Origin of the sequence: Rhodococcus sp. IEGM 1406, from assembly GCF_030056745.1 — a bacterium.
GTDB classification, from domain to species: Bacteria; Actinomycetota; Actinomycetes; order Mycobacteriales; family Mycobacteriaceae; genus Rhodococcus_F; species Rhodococcus_F erythropolis.
On the sequence record NZ_JASHKO010000001.1, the window covers coordinates 1,611,946 to 1,632,012 of the forward strand.

Annotated in this window: 22 protein-coding genes and 1 pseudogene; 13 read left to right on the forward strand and 10 right to left on the reverse strand. The window is 61.8% G+C overall.

Going from position 1 to position 20,067, the window contains the following annotated elements; translation table 11 throughout:
• A pseudogene (locus QM596_RS07820) lies at nt 1-475 on the reverse strand (hypothetical protein); the annotation flags it as partial.
• Nucleotides 476-653: 178 nt separating this feature from the next.
• Here QM596_RS07820 and QM596_RS07825 point away from each other — a divergent pair.
• Nucleotides 654-1,154, forward strand: coding sequence for an ImmA/IrrE family metallo-endopeptidase (locus QM596_RS07825; RefSeq protein ID WP_003946241.1), 501 nt, complete (start codon nt 654-656; stop codon nt 1,152-1,154).
• Entirely contained in the window at nt 1,151-2,152 is a 1,002-nt protein-coding gene (locus QM596_RS07830; RefSeq protein WP_060939738.1) for a hypothetical protein, read from the forward strand. Before QM596_RS07825 ends, QM596_RS07830 begins: the two co-directional genes overlap by 4 nt.
• A gap of 42 nt (nt 2,153-2,194) precedes the next feature.
• Here QM596_RS07830 and QM596_RS07835 read toward each other — a convergent pair whose 3' ends face one another.
• Nucleotides 2,195-2,611: a helix-turn-helix domain-containing protein gene (locus QM596_RS07835; RefSeq protein ID WP_003946231.1), complete on the reverse strand. Its 417-nt coding sequence runs from the start codon at nt 2,609-2,611 to the stop codon at nt 2,195-2,197.
• A gap of 492 nt (nt 2,612-3,103) precedes the next feature.
• Between QM596_RS07835 and QM596_RS07840 the strand changes: the two genes are divergently transcribed.
• The 3 genes from QM596_RS07840 (at nt 3,104) to QM596_RS07850 (ending at nt 4,766) form a co-directional block, all read left to right on the forward strand.
• On the forward strand, nt 3,104-3,247 hold the full coding sequence (locus QM596_RS07840; RefSeq protein WP_162267916.1) for a hypothetical protein: 144 nt from the start codon (nt 3,104-3,106) through the stop codon (nt 3,245-3,247).
• Between the two features lie 142 nt (nt 3,248-3,389).
• Nucleotides 3,390-4,235, forward strand: a complete 846-nt coding sequence (locus tag QM596_RS07845; RefSeq protein ID WP_019744717.1) for an SDR family oxidoreductase — start codon at nt 3,390-3,392, stop codon at nt 4,233-4,235.
• A 48-nt stretch (nt 4,236-4,283) separates the two neighbouring features.
• Nucleotides 4,284-4,766 carry a DUF2505 domain-containing protein gene (locus QM596_RS07850; protein WP_172933042.1) on the forward strand — a complete coding sequence of 161 codons (483 nt, stop codon included), beginning with the start codon at nt 4,284-4,286 and terminating at the stop codon, nt 4,764-4,766.
• Here QM596_RS07850 and soxR read toward each other — a convergent pair.
• Together soxR and QM596_RS07860 are read right to left on the reverse strand one after the other, a co-directional pair.
• Nucleotides 4,752-5,231 carry a redox-sensitive transcriptional activator SoxR gene (gene soxR, locus QM596_RS07855; RefSeq protein ID WP_019744715.1) on the reverse strand — a complete coding sequence of 160 codons (480 nt, stop codon included), beginning with the start codon at nt 5,229-5,231 and terminating at the stop codon, nt 4,752-4,754. The two genes, QM596_RS07850 and soxR, sit on opposite strands and share 15 nt — an antisense overlap.
• Nucleotides 5,232-5,236: 5 nt before the next feature.
• Entirely contained in the window at nt 5,237-5,725 is a 489-nt protein-coding gene (locus tag QM596_RS07860; RefSeq protein ID WP_020970333.1) for a heme-binding beta-barrel domain-containing protein, read from the reverse strand.
• A 99-nt stretch (nt 5,726-5,824) separates the two neighbouring features.
• On the opposite strand from QM596_RS07860, the gene arcA reads away from it, so the two are divergent.
• On the forward strand, nt 5,825-7,042 hold the full coding sequence (gene arcA, locus QM596_RS07865; protein WP_019744713.1) for an arginine deiminase: 1,218 nt from the start codon (nt 5,825-5,827) through the stop codon (nt 7,040-7,042).
• Nucleotides 7,043-7,052: 10 nt separating this feature from the next.
• Here the strand turns inward: arcA and arsC are convergent, their stop codons facing one another.
• Complete coding sequence (arsC, locus tag QM596_RS07870) at nt 7,053-7,406, reverse strand: arsenate reductase (glutaredoxin) (RefSeq protein WP_020970331.1); 354 nt, start codon at nt 7,404-7,406, stop codon at nt 7,053-7,055.
• 94 nt (nt 7,407-7,500) lie between these two features.
• Between arsC and QM596_RS07875 the strand changes: the two genes are divergently transcribed.
• The 4 genes from QM596_RS07875 to QM596_RS07890 all read left to right on the forward strand — a co-directional run bounded on the left by QM596_RS07875 (nt 7,501) and on the right by QM596_RS07890 (nt 10,768).
• Entirely contained in the window at nt 7,501-8,184 is a 684-nt protein-coding gene (locus QM596_RS07875; protein WP_020970330.1) for an SDR family oxidoreductase, read from the forward strand.
• Nucleotides 8,185-8,209: 25 nt separating this feature from the next.
• Nucleotides 8,210-8,569 carry a GntR family transcriptional regulator gene (locus QM596_RS07880; RefSeq protein WP_020970329.1) on the forward strand — a complete coding sequence of 120 codons (360 nt, stop codon included), beginning with the start codon at nt 8,210-8,212 and terminating at the stop codon, nt 8,567-8,569.
• Nucleotides 8,570-8,617: 48 nt separating this feature from the next.
• Complete coding sequence (locus tag QM596_RS07885) at nt 8,618-9,049, forward strand: DoxX family protein (protein ID WP_283308590.1); 432 nt, start codon at nt 8,618-8,620, stop codon at nt 9,047-9,049.
• 84 nt (nt 9,050-9,133) lie between these two features.
• Complete coding sequence (locus QM596_RS07890) at nt 9,134-10,768, forward strand: BCCT family transporter (protein WP_283308592.1); 1,635 nt, start codon at nt 9,134-9,136, stop codon at nt 10,766-10,768.
• 54 nt (nt 10,769-10,822) lie between these two features.
• Here QM596_RS07890 and QM596_RS07895 read toward each other — a convergent pair whose 3' ends face one another.
• Nucleotides 10,823-12,331 (reverse strand): dolichyl-phosphate-mannose--protein mannosyltransferase, encoded by a 1,509-nt coding sequence (locus QM596_RS07895; protein WP_019744708.1) that lies wholly within the window; start codon nt 12,329-12,331, stop codon nt 10,823-10,825.
• 74 nt (nt 12,332-12,405) lie between these two features.
• Between QM596_RS07895 and rsmI the strand changes: the two genes are divergently transcribed.
• Nucleotides 12,406-13,236, forward strand: coding sequence for a 16S rRNA (cytidine(1402)-2'-O)-methyltransferase (rsmI, locus tag QM596_RS07900; protein WP_021332320.1), 831 nt, complete (start codon nt 12,406-12,408; stop codon nt 13,234-13,236).
• On the opposite strand, the gene QM596_RS07905 is transcribed toward rsmI, so the two are convergent.
• Together QM596_RS07905 and metG are read right to left on the reverse strand one after the other, a co-directional pair.
• Nucleotides 13,233-14,480, reverse strand: a complete 1,248-nt coding sequence (locus tag QM596_RS07905; protein ID WP_202022975.1) for a DUF2786 domain-containing protein — start codon at nt 14,478-14,480, stop codon at nt 13,233-13,235. The genes rsmI and QM596_RS07905 overlap by 4 nt on opposite strands.
• Nucleotides 14,481-14,561: 81 nt before the next feature.
• Nucleotides 14,562-16,160, reverse strand: a complete 1,599-nt coding sequence (gene metG, locus QM596_RS07910; RefSeq protein WP_070385507.1) for a methionine--tRNA ligase — start codon at nt 16,158-16,160, stop codon at nt 14,562-14,564.
• Nucleotides 16,161-16,181: 21 nt separating this feature from the next.
• Here metG and QM596_RS07915 point away from each other — a divergent pair, with 21 nt between their 5' ends.
• Nucleotides 16,182-17,009: a TatD family hydrolase gene (locus tag QM596_RS07915; protein WP_133727881.1), complete on the forward strand. Its 828-nt coding sequence runs from the start codon at nt 16,182-16,184 to the stop codon at nt 17,007-17,009.
• 189 nt (nt 17,010-17,198) lie between these two features.
• Nucleotides 17,199-17,624: a DUF6578 domain-containing protein gene (locus QM596_RS07920; protein ID WP_113683217.1), complete on the forward strand. Its 426-nt coding sequence runs from the start codon at nt 17,199-17,201 to the stop codon at nt 17,622-17,624.
• Between the two features lie 36 nt (nt 17,625-17,660).
• Here the strand turns inward: QM596_RS07920 and QM596_RS07925 are convergent, their stop codons facing one another.
• Both QM596_RS07925 and QM596_RS07930 read right to left on the reverse strand, forming a co-directional pair.
• Nucleotides 17,661-18,428 (reverse strand): amino acid ABC transporter ATP-binding protein, encoded by a 768-nt coding sequence (locus QM596_RS07925; protein ID WP_019744702.1) that lies wholly within the window; start codon nt 18,426-18,428, stop codon nt 17,661-17,663.
• Nucleotides 18,425-19,873, reverse strand: coding sequence for an amino acid ABC transporter substrate-binding protein/permease (locus tag QM596_RS07930; protein WP_019744701.1), 1,449 nt, complete (start codon nt 19,871-19,873; stop codon nt 18,425-18,427). Before QM596_RS07930 ends, QM596_RS07925 begins: the two co-directional genes overlap by 4 nt.
• Nucleotides 19,874-20,067 lie beyond the last annotated feature (194 nt).

The window sequence follows — 20,067 nt, forward strand, 5'->3', positions numbered from 1 at the left end:
CGACTGAGCCCACGACGACTGAGCCCACGACGACTGAGCCGACCACGACGACTGAGCCGACCACGACGACTGAGCCCACGACAACTGAGGCCTCGACCAACCCTTCGGCGTCGCAACGTCCGAGCAGCAGCGCTTCCCCTGCGACCAACGCAACTTCGCAGACTGAGAGTTCATCTAGCGAAGCAGCCTCCGAGACGACGCAGTCCCCTTCCGAGTCGCAGTCGAGTTCCGAGCCATCCTCGGAGGCCGCGGTTCCGCCGGCTGGACCGTCTGATCCGCAGGGGCCGTCAGCGGGCGGCGGAGCACCTGCACCCTCTGCCGGTGGACCGGCGAACGCTGCGCCGGGCGCAGTCGCAGCACCGTCCGCGCCCGAGGTTCTGGCCGCACCGGCACCCGTAGCTCCCCAGGTACCGTCGAACGCTCCGAACGTCGCGAGTCCCAGTGAGAACCCGCAGGCATTCCCGACGGCGTTCACTCAAGGCCTTCCGCCGATTCTCAACGCTGCCGCCGTCGCAGGCGGTGTGGGCGGAATGGCAGTCGTAGCGGCGGGTGCGGGAGCAATGACTTTCCGCGGAGCATCGTTGCAGAAGGCACGTTTGGCTGCCGCACGTGCCGAATTCCTGGCACCCGGATCACAGGGAGGTGCGTGAGTCGTGCCGGACAGACGTTCACATCGCCGCGTTCTGGCCGCGGTGGATGCCGTATGTGACGCAGCAGCGTCGTCGGAGGCTGTGTCACTGCTTACGGTGGTGCAGACAGTCGCCCGAGAGCGTGGGCGCCCGATCGAGATCGATCTGGAAACCCCGCTCGCCACCGGAGTGTGCGGTCAACGCCGGGCCTACGACGACCACGACGTCATCGTCTTGGCTCCCGGACTACCCAATGTCGAGCGGACTCTGGCACATGAGTTGGGGCACATAGTGTTTCGTCACGAAGGTGCCGAGATCGCCGAGGCGACGCTCGAGGTCAGTGACGATTTGATCGCCTACATGTTGAGTCAACGTTCTCTGCGGCGCAACGAACCCGTGCCGATGGATGACATCGCGGAGTGGGAAGCCGAGACGTTCGCTTCGATGTTGATCATGCGTCTGCGAACGATGAGTGGCCGTGGGACACCGCTGTCGGTGTTGCGGTACGACGAGGCGATCGGATGATCTTTTGGGCTGTGGCCCTTCTCGTCTGGGTTGCAGCCGGCGCGAGACTGGGTCGAGTTGTCGCGCGCACCGCGACGCCGTTGCGAATGTCGATGGTCTTCGCAGGCTTCTCGGTCGCATTGTCGTCGACGGTCATGGTGCCTGCGGTGTGGGACATCGTCGATCGAATTGCGCCGGAGCAACATGCCGCAGCGATGATCGTCATCGTCTTGTGGACCGCGTTGTCTGCGGCCAGTGCAGTCGGCGCCGTGTCTGCCTGGCCGGTGATGTCGCGTCCAGCTATGCGCGGCCTCGCCACGGTGCTGTACTCGGTGGGGCTCCTGGTGGCGATCGCGGTTCTTTTCGGATACCCAGCGCCGGCCCTGATCTTTATCATTGTCGCTCTGTCCCTTGTCATTTCGACGGGGCTACGGCACGTTGCCTGGGCGCCGTTGGGTCGCGGTATCGCATTGATCGTGACAGGTTCGTCGGTCTTGCTTGTCGTGGTCGTCGTGATGCTGGTCGAATCGATCGGTGGCACCAGCGCACTCGAATCGGATATCTGGACGGGCGCAGGGGTGTGGTTCATCGCTGCCTCGAGTGTTCTGATAGCGCTGGGCATCACGTGGGTGCTTCTCGAGACCTGGTTACGTGCCCGACGAGATCTGTACCGGCTGCGGCGGATGCACGCGCTTCTCGTCAAGCGATTCCCCGAGGTTGTCGACGCGGACAGTGCCGGAAGTACGTCAGTACTCCGGGCATCGGACATGATCGCTCAGATCATGGATGCGATGTACATACAGTCCGGCGCCGGGATGTTCGACGTCGGTGGTCAGGAACCGCCCCGGGCAGTTACCGCCCATGCAGGAATACTTGCGGGGTGGATCGCGGATCCATTGGCCTCGGATGTGTTGGACACCAGATGGATTGCGCCACCTGAGAAGATGTCGGCGCGCCGATGGGTGTTGTTGTTGGCGAAGGAACTCGATGAAACGACAAAAGTAGGTCGACGTTCGTAGTCGACCTACTCCATGTCAATTCAGTGCTTCAGCACATTTGCATCAGCGTGACGCGTCGGGCGGAACCTCTGGCAAACCCTCACTCGCGCGGAGCTTTTCAGCCATCGTGGTGAGCAGATTCTGCGATTCTTCCGACAGGTCGAATGCGCGGCTCGAGAGGCGGCGAAGGCCGTAACCTTGGAGCTGCGAGAGCAGTTCGAGGTCGTGATCGATCTTGGCAGCGTAGATGTCGTTGAAGAAGTAGTCGGGCTTCACCTTGAAGAACCGGGCGAACGCAGCGACTGTCTCGTCCGAGGGGTTGGTGCGCTGTCCCGAGCGAAGCTGCGAGATGTACGGCTTGGAGATCTGATGGCCGTCTTCGATGAGCGCTGCCGCAACCTCGGCGTTGGTGTGGGGTTTGCGCCCCGGAGGATGAACACTGTCGAACAGTTTGTTCAATCGTTCTGCAAAGTCAGCCATTGTGAACCGCCCCGTAATCCTCTCTAGCTAGCAATTGTCCGTTCAGTGAATCCTACGGTATCACGCGGATAACCGATCGGTAGCTCACCGTAGTCTGTTTAGTGGACCAGTTGTCAAATGTGTCCGAGATTCGATTCGTTCGGCCATTGAGTGCTCAGCTATGTCTCAGCGCACATTGAGTATCGGCCGCACGAAGATTGTGCAGCTACGGTCGCGCTATTCGAACCTTCCATTACTTGGTTAATGTGCCCAGTATCAAACCTTTCACCCGTTTTGGCGATATTAGCTAAGCGTTAGCCTGGTTTTTCATATGTGTTCCGAAAGGAAAACCGCAGTTCAGTGATGGTGTGGAGCGATGCGGTTGCAATTATGGCGACTGTTCGCGATGTTGCTCGAATCACTTCGGGGTTGAACCTTGAACGGTTTGCCGGAATGCAATCTGCGCTAGCTAAACCCCCTGCGTAGGTGCAGAATTGTGATATGAAACACACGATGAGCGATGACGAACTGCGCCGCGCGATCCGTGAAATCCAGGATCGAGCCCACGACGCACGCAAGCGTGGGGACGATGTAGCGGCGGAAGAACTCGACCGTACGGTCAGGGGCTATCAAGAGCAGATGGCTCAGCGTCTGTAGCTGTCGGTGGGTTCGGCGGCTGCCGCCGAGGTCGTGGGTTCTGGCATGCTCACGGCCGCAATGCGTGTTTCGGGGCGGCCGCACAACGCGTGCGTAGACTTTCCCGCATGTCCACAGTACGAGTGCGGGGGAGTGTCGATCCATGTCAGTAAGGTCGCTCGAGGGTAAGAAATGCCTGATCACCGGCGCTGGTAGTGGGATAGGACGCGCAACTGCACTGCGGGCATCCGAGGCCGGAGCCGAATTGTTTCTCACTGATATCAACGACCGTGGATTGCAAGAGACTGCCGCAATGGTTGGTGCCGGAGGCGGCACGGTCAGTTTGGCCAAGGCACTCGATATCTCGGATTACGACGAGGTTGTGAAATTCGGTACCGAGATTCACACTCAATTCTCTCCGATGGATGTCGTCATGAATATCGCCGGCATTTCAGCGTGGGGAACTATCGAGAACCTCGAGCATCGGCACTGGAAGTCGATGGTTGACGTCAACCTGATGGGACCGATCCATGTCATGGAGACGTTCGTTCCGCCCATGATCCGCGCCGGCAAGGGTGGGCACCTGGTCAATGTGTCTTCGGCCGCTGGGCTCTTGGCACTGCCGTGGCATGCCGCTTACAGTGCGAGCAAGTTCGGCCTTCGTGGGGTCTCCGAGGTGCTGCGATTCGATCTGAAGCGGCACGGAATCGGCGTCAGTCTGGTTGTGCCTGGTGGGGTGAAGACGCCTTTGGTGGGAACCGTGGAGATCGCGGGTATCGACCGGGATGACCCGCGGGTCAAAAAGCTCACGCACCGGTTCGAGAAGCGCGCGGTCTCCCCGGAGAAGGTGGCCTCGTGCATTCTGCGGGGAATCGAGAAGAACACGTACCTCGTGTATACGTCCAATGACATTCGATTCGGATACTGGTGGGCCCGCAAATTCGCCCCGCCTTACGAGTTCGTGATGCAAAAAGCGAACGACCAGTTCAGTAAATTGCTCAAGCGATGAGCATTAACTCCGACGGGACTTTTATCTAGTCGAATAGGGACCAAAGTCATGCCGAAGAGTTTTCACTTCGATATCGAATTCAAATATCCGATCGACGACGTGCATCGAACTTTGACTGACCCGAGTTATTGGAAAGTCCGACTCGGAGACCTTTATGCCACCTCGGACATCGAAGTTGGAGACGGATCGATCGAAGTATCCGTGTCCGAGGAAATCGACTCTGCCTCCCTCCCGACCCTGGTCGCCAAGGTTGCGCCGAGTCGACTGGGTCTGAAACGGGTCGACCACTGGGGGCCTCTGTCTGACGGGAAGGCCGCAGGGTCGGTCACCGGGATCGCGCACGGACTGCCGATACGAATCGAGACGACGCTCGACCTCACCGCCGCCGAGTCCCGCACGCGACTGGTCGTCGACGGGACGGCCGAAGTGAAGATGCCGATTATCGGCGGCCAGATCGAGAAGTTGCTGAAGAAGACCGTCGAGGACTTGCTGGGGCGCGATCGGGACGCTGTCGAGTCATTTCTCGCCTGAGTCGGCGCCGAAATCCACCTCCAGAACGCGTGCACCTGGGCCGGCGGCAGCGAGTTGATCGTGAGGGTTTGCGAGGGCGCATCCCTCCAGTGAGAGACACCCGCAACCTATGCAACCGGTGAGATTGTCGCGTAGTCGTTCCAGTTGCTCGATGCGGAGATCGAGGTGGCGCCGCCATCCGGTCGACAACCGTTCCCAATCTGCGCGGTTCGGGGTACGGCCTTCAGGAAGTGTGCCGAGGGCTTCCCGGATTTCCGACAGCGGAATGCCGACGCGTTGCGAGATTCGGATGAAGGCGACGCGTCGAAGCGTGTCTCGTTGGTATCGACGCTGGTTGCCGCTGGTCCGGCGACTGACGATGAGGCCTTCTCGTTCGTAGAAATGCAGGGCCGAGACGGCGACACCGCTGCGCTCGGAGAGCTGGCCGGGCGTAAGTTCCTTGGCTTTCCACGACGGCATCTCCATGGCGACTACCGGTCCGTCGCCCGGTGGAGGGTGGCGTGGAGATGATGCGTCAGCGGGGTGTCGCCGTGCGCCATCCACAAGTCGTAGGTCAGGGTGTCGCCTTGGACGCGCATGACTCGCCGGACGTCGTGAACCGGTTTTGCGTCGGGCGATGCTGCGAGCGTGAGACGGGTCAAGGCGAGAGTGCCTTCGGAGTCGACGGTGCCGCGATGGATCTCGACAAATCCGGTGGGCTGGCTGACCAGCAGTTCGAGCTCACCACCAGGTGTCGGGCGCAGGTATCCCGATTCCATGTGAAGTGGTCGGCCGTCGGGGAGCCCTCGAGTGCGCGACGAGTAGGTGACAAACGGTTTCGGTGTCGGAGCGAACTCGATCTCCTCGGAGTACTCGAAGTCGTCGATGGTGGGGAAATGTCCGGCTCCAGCGCCGACCCAGCGCCCGGTGAACCTGTCGATTCCGGCGCCACCCAGCGCCGCCTGATCCGTACTACTCATTGCGTGGTCCTCTCGCCTGCGTCGGATCAGACGTTACGCGGGAAGATATGGCAGCTGCTCATCCCTGCTGGGTGGGGCCTACGGGATTAGTGTTCACTCATGAACGCTTCTGGCTCCGTCCCCCTCGGTGTCGATTCCGAGGTGGGCCGATTGCGATCGGTCATTCTTCATCGTCCGGGCGACGAGTTGAAACGATTGACTCCGCGCAACAACGACGAGCTGCTGTTCGACGCGTTGCCGTGGGTGGACCGCGCGCAGGAAGAACACGATCAGTTTGCGACCGTCCTTCGTGAGCGTGGCGTCGAGGTACTGCTTTTGTCCGATCTCCTCACCGAGGCGCTCGAGGTCAGTGGCGCAGCGAGGATCCAGGGAATCGCGGCCGCCGTCGACGCACGCAAGATCGGCCACGCGCTCGGACAACACCTGGCTGCGTACCTGCGAAAGGTAGAACCGAAGGAGCTGTCGTCGATCCTTACTGCCGGAATGACGTTCGACGAGCTGCCGATCGACGCCGGCTCGACCTCGTTGGTGCGCAGGATGCATCACGGCGGTGACTTCGTGATCGACCCGCTGCCCAACTTGCTCTTCACCCGCGATTCGTCGTTCTGGGTCGGGCCACGGGTCATCATCACGTCCTTGGCGTTGTCAGCGCGAGCTCGCGAATCCTCGATCACGGATCTGGTCTACGCGCATCACCCTCGATTCAAGGGAGTGCGCCGCGCGTACGAGTCGCACACGGCTCCTGTCGAGGGAGGTGACGTGCTGCTTCTCGCGCCTGGGGTGATCGCGATCGGTGTCGGTGAACGTACGTCACCCGCCGGCGCAGAAGCATTGGCGCGTAGCGTGTTCGACGACGGTCTCGCCCACACGGTGTTGGTTGTTCCGATCGAGCAACGCCGAGCGTCGATGCATCTCGACACGGTCTGCACCATGGTCGAGGCCGACGCGGTCGTCATGTATCCGGCCATTCAGGACACATTGGCAGCGTTCACCCTTCGCAAGGAAGACGACGGGGTGAGTATTCGCGGTGCGACGCCGTTCCTCGAAGCGGCAGCCGACGCCATGGGAATCGGAAAACTTCGAGTGATCGACACCGGACTCGACACGGTCACTGCCGAGCGTGAGCAATGGGACGACGGCAACAACACGTTGGCCGTCGAACCGGGCGTCGTCGTCGCTTACGAGCGCAACGTCGAAACGAATGCCAGGCTGGAGGCCTCGGGTATCGAGGTTTTGCGAATCGCGGGTTCCGAACTGGGCTCCGGTCGCGGTGGACCTCGCTGCATGTCCTGCCCGATCGCCCGCGATCCGCTGTGAGCGGTAGACGTCAGAGAATCTCTTCCACCTTGGCTGCCGGACGCGCGAGCACCGTGCCCTTGTCAGTGACGACGAATGGGCGTTCGATCAGAATTGGGTGCTCGATCATCGCGTCGAGGATCTCGGATTCGGAAGCGTCGGCGAGTCCGAGGTCCTTGTACTGCGTTTCGCGCTTGCGAACCGCTTGACTGGGCTCGAGGCCGGCGTCGGCGATGAGTTTTTCCAGCTCGGATCGGGTAGGCGGAGTATCGAGGTACTTGACGATGGTGGGTTCGATGCCGGCTTCCCGGATGAGCCCGAGAACGGTCCGCGAGGTGTTGCACCGTTGATTGTGGAAGATGGTTGCAGATGCCATGTTCGTCATTGTGCCTCTGCGTCCGAACTCGTGGGACAAACAGGGGAACAACGGGCCGCTCCGGAGTGCTGCACTTGAAGTACCGACGTGTGAGGAGAAAACGATGACGGAACATCGAAGTGTGGACGAACGACGCGTGGTCATTGCCGGCGGGCACGGCAAGATCGCGCAGCACCTGACGTACCTGCTGGCAGGACATGGTGATCGGCCGGTAGCGCTGATCCGCAACTCCGCGCACGAGGGTGCGGTCCGCACACTCGGCGCGTTCCCCGTGGTGATCGATCTGGAATCCTCCACGGTCGAGGAAGTTGCGAAGGTACTCGACGGTGCCGACGTCGCGGTCTTCGCCGCGGGCGCCGGACCTGGTAGCTCGATCGAGCGCAAGGACTCCGTCGACCGAGCTGCGGCGGTGCTGTTGGCCGATGCCGCCGAGAAAGCGGGAGTGCGTCGGTTCATTCAGATCAGCGCCATGGGTGCTGGTGACGAAATACCGGAGAACACCGACGAGGTTTTTGCCGCCTACCTGCGGGCGAAGACGGCAGCGGAGGAAGACCTGAAGACAAGGTCTTCGCTGGATTGGACGATTCTTCGGCCAGGCCTTCTGACGGACGACGACCCGACCGGCGAAGTATTGCTTGCGCAGCCGCCCGTCGATCGAGGCTCTGTGCCTCGAGCCGATGTAGCCGCGGTCGTCGAAGCGCTCATCGATGCGCCGTCCAGCGTCGGCAAGACATTGGTTCTGACCTCCGGCCCGCATACGATCCGCGAGGCGATCGAGGGCTTGTGACCGAGAAGATATGACGAGGGTGACGATGAAGATCGCAATCGAACACGATTCCTCCACAGCTCCGTACGACCAACTGCGGCAACAGATTATCGAGCAGGTTCACGGTGGCGGATTGATCGCGGGAACCAAGATCCCGACGGTGCGAGCGTTGGCCTCGGAGCTGGGATTGGCGGCCAACACCGTCGCGAAGGCTTATCGCGCGCTCAGCGATCAGGGCGTCATCGAAACGAGGGGAAAGCAAGGGACATTCATCGCTTCGGGGACCGATCCGGTGCAGGCGCAGGCCGAGCAGGCGGCGACCGCGTTTGCGCATAGGGTCCGCTCGCTCGGGTACTCCGACAGTGAGATCGTCGCCATGGTGGAGTCGGCATTGAGAGGTGCATGACACAATGTTTAAGTTGACGCTTCAACTTAAAGCTGTCAGTCTTGGCTCATGAATTCGTCGATTGCTCGTGACCTCGGACTCCTCATCGCCCGTGTCGGCCTCGGGATCATCTTCATCGCCCACGGCTGGCAGAAGTTCTTCACCTACAAGATCGCCGGAACGCAGGCTGCGTTCGAAGGGATGGGCGCCCCGCTCCCCAAGATTTCTGCGGTTCTGGCTGCATCCATCGAACTCGGCGGCGGAATCTTGCTCATCGCGGGTCTGTTGACCCCGCTCGTCGGCGCGCTGCTGTTCCTCGACATGGTCGGCGCGTTCTTCATCGTGCACGCGGACAAGGGTGTCTTCATCGACAACGGTGGCTACGAACTCGTCGTCGCACTCGGTGTCGGATCGCTCTTGATCGCTGTGATCGGCGCAGGACGCATCAGCATCGACGGATTGATCGGCAAGGGCAACGGTTGGGTTAAAACCGCAGCTTGATCGGGGTGAGAAGGCGGGTTCAACGGACGTTGGGCCCGCCTTCCGGCTTGCTTTTGGCCCATAAAGTGACGAACGTAGTCATCTATGGTGACGAAATCTGATCGATCCGAACAAGATTCCGGGGCCAACGAAGAGCGCCCGGAGACGGGCTTTACTCGAGTAGGCGTTCGGACCGACTACGTGGTGTTTTCCGTGGCGGCCGCAGCGGTGCTGGCTATTGTCGTGTGGGGCCTCGTAGCTCCCGACAACCTCGATTCGGTAACCGGAAGTGTTCTCGGCTGGTTGGTGACGAACATCGGCTGGCTCTTCGTACTCGCAGCTTCGGCTTTCGTGCTGTTTTCCATCTACCTCGCGGTCAGTCGATTCGGCGACATTCCGCTGGGCAAGGACGGTGAGAAGCCCGAGTTCCGAACCGTCAGCTGGATCGCGATGATGTTCAGCGCCGGCATGGGGATCGGCCTCATGTTCTTCGGTGTCGCGGAACCGCTTGCGCACTACGTGACTCCGCCTCCCGGCACCGACGGTGGCGTCGGAACTGCCATGGCCACCACCATGTTTCACTGGGGTCTTCATCCTTGGGCGATGTATGCCGTTGTGGGCCTTGCCATTGCATACGGGTCGTATCGCCGAGGACGCAAGCAACTGTTCAGTTCGGCCTTCATTCCGTTGCTCGGTCGCAAGGCCGAAGGGCCGATCGGCAAGGTCATCGACATCCTGGCGATCTTTGCCACACTTTTTGGTACCGCAGCATCTTTGGGGCTCGGCGCACTTCAGATCGGCTCCGGTTTCGAGGTAGTCGGCTGGATGGAAGAAGCCGGCGTATTCCTGCTCGTGGCTATCGTTGCGGTGCTGACCCTGGCATTCGTCGCTTCGGCAGTTTCCGGTGTGGCCAAGGGAATTCAGTGGCTCTCCAACATCAACATGGTGCTCGCGCTGATCTTGGCGCTGTTCGTGTTCGTTCTCGGGCCGACCGTGCTGATTCTCAATCTGCTCCCGACGACCATTGGCGCATACGTTTCCGACCTCGCCCAGATGTCCGCCCGCACGGGTGCATCGTCGAATCCTGAAACGGGCGCGTGGCTTTCGTCGTGGACGATCTTCTACTGGGCATGGTGGGTGTCTTGGACGCCGTTCGTCGGCATGTTCCTGGCACGCATCAGCCGCGGCCGCACGATCCGCCAGTTCATCGTCGGCGTCATCGCCGTTCCCACGACTGTCAGCTTGCTCTGGTTCGCGATCTTCGGCGGCGCAGGCATCGGCGAGGAACGTGACGGAATCGGCTTGTCCGGCCGAGGCTCGGAAGAGGCTCAACTGTTCGGCATGCTCGACAATCTGCCGTTGGCCGGAGTGACGACTGTCCTCGTCATGCTGCTCGTGGCAGTGTTCTTCGTTTCCGGCGCAGACGCTGCGTCGATGGTGATGGGGACGCTCTCGCAGCGCGGAACGCTCGAACCGAGTCGCTGGGTTGTGGTCTTCTGGGGCATGTTGACCGGTGGCGTCGCGGCGCTTCTGCTGTGGACCGGTGGCTCCGAAGCGCTCGACGGCTTGCAGACCATGACGATCATCGCTGCGGCGCCGTTCGTGCTGGTCATGATCGGACTGTGCTTCTCGCTGTACAAGGATCTTTCGCACGACCCGATCATCATTGCGGCGAAAGAGCAGAAACGTGCTCTCCTACGCCCGAGGCGGGGACGTCGCGTCGGTAAGCCGGCAGAGTAATCGTGAAACGAAGGAGGCACCGAACCAGGTTCGGTGCCTCCTTCGTCTGTCCCACTATTTCCAGCTAGGCAGCCACAGATGGTTCTGCCACGATTCCGGCGTGATCGGCATGGCGGTGAGTATCGGCCAGAGGTAGACGAAGTTGGCCACGACCAGACCGATGTACAGACTGACCGCAAGAAGTCCGGTGGTACGACGCTCGACGGACGCGCTCGCCTTGCCCAGAACATCGCCGAGGACCAGCGCAAATCCCATGACCATGAACGGGGCGAGTGCAACTGCGTAGAAGTAGTACATCTGGCGGTCGAGCGTCGCGAACCACGGAAGGTAAGCGGCGCCGTAGCCCGTCAGGACCACGGCGTATCGCCAGTCCCTGCGTACGAACGTCTGCCAGATCGCCCACGCCAACATCGGTAGTGCCAGCCACCACATCGCCGGTGTGCCGATCAGCATCACGGCCTTGACGCAGCTGGCGGCCCCGCAACCGGTGACCTGCTCGCCGTCGGCGTAGTAGTAGAGCATCGGTCGTAGCCCCATCGGCCACGTCCACGGTTTCGACTCCCACGGGTGGTGGTTTCCGGCGGAGTTGGTCAGACCGGCATGGAACTGGAGAACGTTTCCGCTGTAGTACCAGAGTGAACGCAGTGCGGAGGGAATGAAGCTCCACGTGCCGCCCTCACCGATCTCGTTACCGACGGCGTGACGGTCCACGCCGGTCTCGCTGGTGAACCAGGCCCAGTAGCTCGCGAGGTACACACCGAGCGGAATGACCACCAGCGCATACAGAGCCGGACCGATGTCGCGAACTGCGGTGCCGACCCAGGGGCGCTGCACGCGGTATGCGCGGCGCGCTGACAGGTCGAAGGCAACACTGAGCAATCCGAAGAACAGAATGAAGTACATGCCGGACCACTTGGTTCCGCATGCCAGACCGAGCAGGATGCCGGCGCCGAACCTCCACCACCGGAAACCCAGCCGTGGACCCCAGGCGGAATCGCCGATTCGACCTTCCTCGTACACCTTCGCCATTCGTTCGCGGACTTGGTCGCGATCGACCACCAGGCATCCGAGGGCGGCGAGGACGAAGAATGCCAGGAAGATGTCGAGCATCCCGAGGCGTGAGGAGACGAAGGTGACGCCGTCCACGATGAGCAGGATTCCGGCAATCGCCCCGATCAGCGTGGACCGCGTCATGCGGCGGACGATCCGGATGATCAGCAGGACCATCAGCGTCCCGACCAGGGCTGACGAGAATCGCCACCCCCAACCGTTGTAACCGAAGAGTGCTTCGCCGATCGCGATCATCTGCTTACCGATCGGCGGGTGCACCACCAATCCGTAACCGGGATTGTCCTCGATGCCACCGCCGGTCAGAACTTGCCAGCCCTGCGGAACGTAGTGCTTCTCGTCGAATACAGGTGTGCCGGCGTCGGTCGGGTAGGCGAGCATCGTGAAGCGGGTGATCGCCGCGATGGCGGTGATGAAAGCGGTGACGATCCAGCCGCGCAATCTGTCGGTCGGGCCGAAATCAGGATCCGGTACCAGCGGGCCGGGACTACGCACTACCCGATCGCTCGTGGCGGGCGTTGGCCGCTCGTCCGTCTGCACAGTCACCTGGCAATCGTAGGCTGTCAGGTATGACTGGTCGTTTGGTACTCGCCGCAACACCCATGGGAGATGTCGGTGACGCATCCCCGCGTCTTCGGTCTGCTCTCGCAACCGCCGACGTCGTCGCTGCGGAGGACACACGACGCACCAAGTCTCTGGCGTCCGCGCTCGAGGTAACCATCACCGGGAAGATCGTCAGTTTCTACGATCAGGTCGAGATTTCGCGGCTGCCCGCGTTGGTCGCCGACGTGGCCGAAGGCAAGACCGTCCTGCTGGTCACCGATGCAGGCATGCCGTCGGTCAGCGACCCCGGATATCGCCTCGTTGCCGCCTGCGTAGCCGAGAACCTCGCCGTCACGTGTCTCCCGGGCCCGTCGGCGGTCACGACGGCGCTGGCACTCTCGGGTTTGCCGGTGGAGCGGTTCTGCTTCGACGGGTTCCCACCGCGAAAGCAGGGGCAGCGCAAGACCTGGCTTTCGGCCCTGGCAACCGAGCAGCGAGCGTGTGTGTTCTTCGAAGCACCCCATCGCCTTGCGGACTGCCTCGCAGATGCGGTGGAAGTTCTCGGGCCCGATCGCCGCGCGGCCGTGTGCCGGGAATTGACCAAGACCTACGAGGAAGTGAAGCGCGGCACTCTCGGAGAGTTAGCTACTTGGGCGGCCGAGGGCGTTCGCGGAGAGATCACGGTGGTGCTCGAAGGCGCAGTGCTGGTGGCATCTGATCCTGCCGATCTGGTCGACGAGGTGGAAAGGCTGGTTGAGGGGGGAGCACGATTGAAGGACGCGTGTGCTCTGGTCGCAACGGCCGGAGTCTCCAAGCGTGAGTTGTACGAGACGGTCCTGGCCGCTCGAAAGGACTAGCGGGAGCGGTTCACGGCGGGTGCGCCGGGACGCAGGTTGGCGTCGTCGGCTGCAGCCTGGCCGGCGTGCCAGCCTTCGGCGTCGACGGACCGTCCGCGAGTTTTGCGGGTTGTCGGGAACAATCGATCGAATTCGGCGTCGACGGCCTCGGAAGTGGTGGCCAGGATCGGCAGAAGATCCGCGACGTCCATCGATGCCGCGTCGGCCGCTTCGGCGGTGGCTTTGGTGCCGGCGTCTCGCAGACGGTGTCCGATGCGGCTGGCGAACCCGGCCAGGAATCCCTTGCGGAACGAGGTGGTGCGTGAGCCGCCACGATTGCTCGAGTCGGCGAATTGCATTGCACGGGTTGCCTGTACGAGCAAGGAAGTGAACAGCATGTCGACTTGCTGAAGGTCGACCGGAGTGCCGACGACGGTCGCGAGTGCGATGTCGCTGAACCAGACAGTCCTGACTCGATTCGATTCGCCGATCTCGGTCAGGAGGTGAACCTTTTCCTTCACGTACGGGTTCTCGATGTGAATGCGTCGGGCATTCACGGATGTGTCGGTGACCCCGGCGCGAGAGTGGAGCAGCGCGGAATCGATGGCGTACCGGGTCATCAACTCCTGAGCCTTCGCGGTGAAAATCTCGGCTTCTTCCGCGAAGTTGGTGGCTTCCGCTTTGGCGAGTAATCCACGAATTCGCTTGAGTACCTTGGCGTCGACCTCGGTATCGCCGACGCCGGCATAGCTGGTGTCGGTCCGTTGCGACGGCCAGGTGGATGGTGGCGCGAGCAACACCGTCCACTGAGGTAGGCGCATCCACGATCGCGCAACGTCGACGATCTGCGAAACAAGGAAGTAGGGATCCTGGAACAGAAGGCCGGCCGCGAGGGAGCGAAAAACGTCGTCGTCCACGGTGATTCGAGAAGCGATGCGTCGAGACTTCGCATACTGCTCGCCGATCGTCTGCAACTGCCCCACCCATTCGAGCGGTGCGCGATCGGAGGCGCGCGACGCTTTCGCATCGAACAGGATGGTGGTGGCGGCGAGATCGGCGTCGGACGCTTCTTTGCTTCGACGCGCCAGATGAATCAGATCCGCCGGCTGCCATCCGCGGTCGTACGCCGCGGACAGTTCGGAAACGAGATCTCGCACCGCGGAAACGGATTGAGGGCTGACCTCCTGAGTGGACACCCGCGCTCCGTTCCATGGCAGTGTCTGCGCCGAAGCGCTGGTTCGAATGTATGTTCTATTCGTCGTCATGGCTGGAGTGTGCACGTGGGGTCCGACACATCCGCCTGTAACCGGATATCTCGGACCCCACGTGCGGCACTCTCGCTTAGCTCATTCCTCGACGAAGCGGGGGAAAACTGGCGCCGGAGCAGGCAGTTTCCGGTTGGCGTCGATGCGAACCGCGATGTCGGCGAACTGCCGGTTCTCTTCGCTCTGGCCGAGCAGATCGAGGATGCGTGACGCCGCGTCGGGCATCACCGGCTGAACGAGAAGCCCGACGATACGGACCACTTCGAGCGTCACGTACAGAACCGTCGCCATGCGTGCCGGATCGGTCTTACGCAGAACCCACGGTTCCTGCTTGGAGAAGTACCGGTTGGTCTCGCCGAGAACGCCCCAGATGGCTTCCAGTGCGAGATGCAGAGCCTGCACGTCGAACTCGCTGCGGCACTTGGCAAGCAGGGCATCCGCCGATGCCAGCATCGCCAGGTCGTCCTCGGTGAACTCGCCGGGGGTGGGTACCTGGGCGTCGCAGTTCTTCGCGACCATCGTCAGCGAACGCTGCGCGAGATTGCCGAGTTCGTTCGAGAGATCAGCGTTCATGCGCGTCACGATCGCTTCGTGACTGTAGCTGCCGTCCTGACCGTACGAGATCTCGCGGAGCAAGAAGAAGCGGACCGCGTCGAGGCCGTACTGATCGACCATCGCGATGGGGTCGACGACGTTGCCGACGGACTTCGACATCTTCTCGCCCTTGTTGTACAAGAAGCCGTGGACGAACACCCGCTCCGGCAGTTCGATGCCGGCAGACATGAGGAATGCCGGCCAGTACACGGTGTGGAACCGCGTGATGTCCTTGCCGATGATGTGCAGGCTCGCGGGCCAGAACTTCTTGAACTCCTCCGAATCGACGTTCGGGTATCCGACGCCCGTCAGGTAGTTGGTGAGGGCGTCTACCCAGACGTACATGACGTGGTCCGGGTCGCCCGGCACCTTGACGCCCCAGTCGAACGTGGTGCGCGAGATCGAGATGTCCTTGAGGCCGCCCTTGACGAAGCTGACGATCTCGTTGCGGCGAGTCGTGGGGGCGATGAATTCGGGGTGCTCTTCATACAGCGCGAGGAGACGCTCCCCGTACGCCGAGAGACGGAAGGTGTAGTTCGACTCCTCGGTCCACTCCACCGGGGTGCCGGTCTCGGTGGACTGACGGGTGCCGTCCTCCAGAAGCGTGGTCTCGGCTTCGGTGTAGAAGGCCTCGTCCCGAACCGAGTACCAACCCGAGTACGTGTCGAGGTAGATGTCGCCCGATGCGGCCATCTTCTCCCAGATCGCCTTGCTGGCGACCTGGTGATCAGCGTCCGTGGTGCGGATGAACCGGTCGTACGAGACGTTCAGGACCTTGTCGAGGTTCTGGAACACGTCGGAGTTGCGAGCCGCGAGTTCGCGTACGTCGATGCCCTCTTTGATCGCTGTCTGCTGCATCTTCAGACCGTGCTCGTCGGTACCGGTCATGAAGAACACTTCATGACCGTCCAAACGCTTGAAGCGGGCAAGCGCGTCCGAGGAGATGTACTCGTACGCGTGGCCGATGTGCGGAGCGCCGTTGGGATACGCGATCGCTGTCGTGATGTAGAACGGCGATCGTTCCGCGCCTTCCGGGGCGGCGGAGTCCGGGCGCGGGGTCTGGGAGGGTGAGGCAGGCACAGTCATGGTGGGCTTACTCTATCGGGCGTGAGCAAAGACCGTCCCGCCCCCGATGCCCCTGAGCCCTTGTCGCCTCTGATCGACGCCCATACACACCTCGACGCGTGCGGCGCACACGACGCTGCGACCGTGGCCGAAATAGTCGATCGAGCCGAGGCCGTCGGCGTCGGACGGGTCGTCACGGTGGCCGACGACCTCGATGCTGCACGCTTTGCCGTCGACGCTGCGAACTGGGATTCGAGGGTTTACGCAGCCGTCGCAATCCATCCGACCAGGGCGAACGTCCTGGATGCCGACACCAGGGCCGAGATCGAACGGTTGGCGTCCGATCCGCGGGTCGTCGCGGTGGGGGAGACCGGGCTGGATCTCTACTGGCCAGGCAAGCTCGAAGGGTGCGCCACGATCGAGGAGCAGGTCGACGGCTTCCGGTGGCACATCGACCTCGCGAAGCGTCTCGGTAAGACGCTGATGATTCACAACCGCGAAGCCGACCAGGACTTGCTGCGGGTGCTGAACGAGGAAGGCGCGCCGGAGACAGTGGTGTTCCACTGCTTCTCCTCGGATTCGGAGATGGCGCGGGAGTGCATCGCCGCCGGGTACGTGTTGAGTTTTTCGGGAACCGTGAGTTTCAAGAATGCGAAGGCGCTGCGTGAGGCCGCGTTGTTGGTGCCGTCGGATCAGCTGATCGTCGAGACGGATGCGCCGTTCTTGACGCCGCACCCGTTCCGCGGTGCGCCCAACGAGTCGTACTGCCTGCCATACACAGTGCGTGCACTCGCAGACATCCGCGGCGAGGATCCGCAGACGCTGGCGGCAGCGTCCACGGCGACAGCGGAGCGCGTCTACAAGATCTGACGCTATTCTGGTTCGACAGGTAACTCCGCGCCCGGGATCGTCGTGTCCCGGTCCGTCTACTGCGCGGAGTATTCAGATGAATGACTCCATCTATCCCTCCGACGTCTATCCCGACGACGTCGAACACACAGCCGAGCAGTCCTCGCGATCCGGCTCGAGCGCGGCGAATTTTTCGAATCCCGGGAGGGAATGAAGGCGCACAGCTTCGCTGAGCCGACGCCGGTCGACTCTTCGGTCCAGATCGTCAGCGTTCATGTCGACGCGGTCGAAGTCGAGTGCTGCGGGCCGTTTCCGGTGGTCGGTGAATCATGCTCGTGGACATTGGCACCGCGATCGCAGGACGACGCGTTCGACGGTTGGGTTCACGGCGGGATGCCGGCGTCTGGAGTCGTGACCACGGGTGTGGTGCTCGGGATTCTCGTGGTGACGACGACCTACGCAGAGGTCGGAAGTCCACGCATGTGGTTGCCCGTCGCAGGTAGTGAGAACTATCGAAGGGTCGAGGCCAGTCCTCGGTGGTTCCGAAGGTTCGGCGACTTCGACTTCGAGCCGCAGAATCGGATCGAGACCGGGCTGGTTGTCGAATTGGCCACCACCCGTGCGCCTTTCCGGTAGTCCCCACTACCAAAAAGGCGCACAGGGGGCTTGCCCCTACAGGACCTTCGCCAGGAAGTCCTGGGTGCGCTGCTGCTGGGGGTTGCCGAACAGGTTCTCCGGCTTGCCTTCTTCGACGATGTATCCATCGGCCATGAAGATGACTCGATCGGAAACCTCACGGGCGAAGCCCATTTCGTGGGTTACGACGACCATGGTCATGCCCTGCTTGGCGAGGTCACGAAGCACCTGCAGAACCTCTCCCACCATCTCCGGGTCGAGAGCGCTGGTGGCCTCGTCGAAGAGCATGATGTCCGGGCTCATCGCCAGTGCGCGGGCAATGGCCACGCGTTGCTTCTGCCCACCGGACAGGCTGGCGGGCTTGGCATCTGCCTTCTCCGCGAGACCGACCTGGCCGAGCAGTTTGACGGCGATCTCGCGAGCCTGATCCTTGGTCGATCGCCCGGTCTGCACCGGGGCGAGCATCACGTTTTCGACGACGCTCATGTGTGGGAACAGGTTGAAGTGCTGGAACACCATCCCGATGTGCTGGCGCACCTTGTCGATGTCGACGTCCTTGTTCGTGAGGTCGAACTGGTCGACGCGCACGGAGCCGGCGGTGATGTCTTCGAGGCGGTTGAGGCAGCGCAGGAAGGTGGACTTACCCGAACCGGAAGGCCCGATGACGCAGACCACTTCACCGCTCTTGATGTCGACGTCGAGGCCTTTGAGGACCTCGTTGTCGCCGAACGACTTCTTCAGTCCCTTGACCGAAATCTTGACCTCGGTGTCGGACTTGCCCATGTTGACGGCTGTTTCGGTCACTTGTTGATCCTCTTCTCGAGGCGGTTCGACAGCTTGGTGAGCGCCATGATGATGATGAAGTACATGACGCCGATGATCAGCCACATGTTGAACGACTGGAAGTTGCGCGCGATGATGATGCGCCCTGTCTGAGTGAGCTCGGCGAGTCCGATGACCGACAGGATCGACGTGTCCTTGAGGGTGATGACGAACTGGTTGATGTACGACGGGATCATCGTGCGAATTGCCTGCGGCATGATGACTTTTCGCATCGACTTCATGTAGCTGATGCCCAGGCTTCGTGACGCCTCCATCTGTCCCTTGTCGACGGACAAGATGCCGCCGCGGACGATTTCAGCCATGTACGCGCCGGCGTTGAGCGATAGCGTGATGATGCCTGCGGTGAAGGCGGACATCTGGAAATGCAGGGCTGCCGGGATGCCGAAGTAGATGAAGAACGCCTGCACCAACAGCGGTGTGCCGCGGAAGATGTCGACGTAGGTCGTGCCTATACCTCGGACGAACATGTTGGTGGACACGCGGCAGAGACCGAAGATCGCACCCAGGACCAGAGCGATCGCGATCGAGACGACCGAGAGAACGATCGTCAACCACAGGCCCTTGAGGAGCTGGGGATAGGTGCTCTTGATCAAGCCGATGATGGAGTTGTCCGACGTCGACGCGCCCTGGCCGAGGTAGGTCGAGACGATTTCGTCGTACTGGCCGTCGTCGCGCAGGTTCTGCAGTCCAGCATTGAACATCTGGAGCAGTTCGGCGTTCTGGCCCTTGTTGACTGCGAAGCCGTAGCTCGCACCCACCTCTTTTTCGGTGACCGTCTTGAGGCCGTTGCCCTGAGTGATGCCGTAGGCGAGGACGGGGTAGTCGTCGAAGACTGCGACGGAGTTTCCGGTGCGGACCTCGTCGTACATGCTGGCGGAGTCGGCGAAATAGACTGTGGTGAAGCCGTATTGGTCCTTGATGGACTCGGCGAAGCTGGCGCCCTCGGTGCCGTTCTTGACGGCGACGCGCTTGCCCTTCAGATCCTCGTACGCCTTCACGTCGTTGTCGGTCTCGAGGACCGCCATCTGCACGCCCGACTCGAAGTACGGGTCGGAGAAGTCGAAAACCTGCTTGCGGGCGTCGGTGATGGACATGCCGGCGATGACGCCGTCGGCCTGCCCGGCCTGCACGGCCTGAAGCGCAGCGTCGAAGCCGAGCTGCTTGATGTCGACCTTGAAACCTTGGTCCTCGGCGATCGCGTTGAGGAGATCGATGTCGATGCCGACGAGTTTGCCGTCTTCGTTCTCGAATTCGAACGGGGCGAATGTCAGATCGGTGGCGATCGTGTAGGTGCGACCGGGTTGCGCGCTCGCGATTCCGGGGGCGAACAGCGCTGCGATCAGCGCCAGCAGGATGGCCAGGATCGGCCACCTGGCATTACGTGGTCTGTCGAATCTTCTTCGCACTATCGCCCAGCTTTCTTCTGTCGCGCCCGGGATCGCCGGACTGCTTTGAACCAGACGAGAACATACTGCGCCCAGAGCTGAATCGATACACGGGTATCGGAGCCGGAAAGTGCAGAACACACGACACGCCGTTGCCGTTCCGTGACAAAAGTCGCATTTCGTTGTGATTTGGTTGCCGATGCAACGCTCGGTCG

Coding starts and splice junctions, on each gene's coding strand:
- QM596_RS07845 (WP_019744717.1), top strand. CDS start 3,390: ATGTCAGTAAGGTCGCTCGAGGGTAAGAAATGCCTGATCACCGGCGCT.
- QM596_RS07860 (WP_020970333.1), bottom strand. CDS start 5,725: ATGAGTAGTACGGATCAGGCGGCGCTGGGTGGCGCCGGAATCGACAGG.
- QM596_RS07890 (WP_283308592.1), top strand. CDS start 9,134: ATGGTGACGAAATCTGATCGATCCGAACAAGATTCCGGGGCCAACGAA.
- arcA (WP_019744713.1), top strand. CDS start 5,825: ATGAACGCTTCTGGCTCCGTCCCCCTCGGTGTCGATTCCGAGGTGGGC.
- arsC (WP_020970331.1), bottom strand. CDS start 7,406: ATGACGAACATGGCATCTGCAACCATCTTCCACAATCAACGGTGCAAC.
- metG (WP_070385507.1), bottom strand. CDS start 16,160: ATGACTGTGCCTGCCTCACCCTCCCAGACCCCGCGCCCGGACTCCGCC.
- rsmI (WP_021332320.1), top strand. CDS start 12,406: ATGACTGGTCGTTTGGTACTCGCCGCAACACCCATGGGAGATGTCGGT.
- QM596_RS07885 (WP_283308590.1), top strand. CDS start 8,618: ATGAATTCGTCGATTGCTCGTGACCTCGGACTCCTCATCGCCCGTGTC.
- QM596_RS07905 (WP_202022975.1), bottom strand. CDS start 14,480: ATGACGACGAATAGAACATACATTCGAACCAGCGCTTCGGCGCAGACA.
- QM596_RS07835 (WP_003946231.1), bottom strand. CDS start 2,611: ATGGCTGACTTTGCAGAACGATTGAACAAACTGTTCGACAGTGTTCAT.
- QM596_RS07850 (WP_172933042.1), top strand. CDS start 4,284: ATGCCGAAGAGTTTTCACTTCGATATCGAATTCAAATATCCGATCGAC.
- QM596_RS07830 (WP_060939738.1), top strand. CDS start 1,151: ATGATCTTTTGGGCTGTGGCCCTTCTCGTCTGGGTTGCAGCCGGCGCG.
- soxR (WP_019744715.1), bottom strand. CDS start 5,231: ATGGAGATGCCGTCGTGGAAAGCCAAGGAACTTACGCCCGGCCAGCTC.
- QM596_RS07920 (WP_113683217.1), top strand. CDS start 17,199: ATGAAGGCGCACAGCTTCGCTGAGCCGACGCCGGTCGACTCTTCGGTC.
- QM596_RS07875 (WP_020970330.1), top strand. CDS start 7,501: ATGACGGAACATCGAAGTGTGGACGAACGACGCGTGGTCATTGCCGGC.
- QM596_RS07880 (WP_020970329.1), top strand. CDS start 8,210: ATGAAGATCGCAATCGAACACGATTCCTCCACAGCTCCGTACGACCAA.
- QM596_RS07840 (WP_162267916.1), top strand. CDS start 3,104: ATGAGCGATGACGAACTGCGCCGCGCGATCCGTGAAATCCAGGATCGA.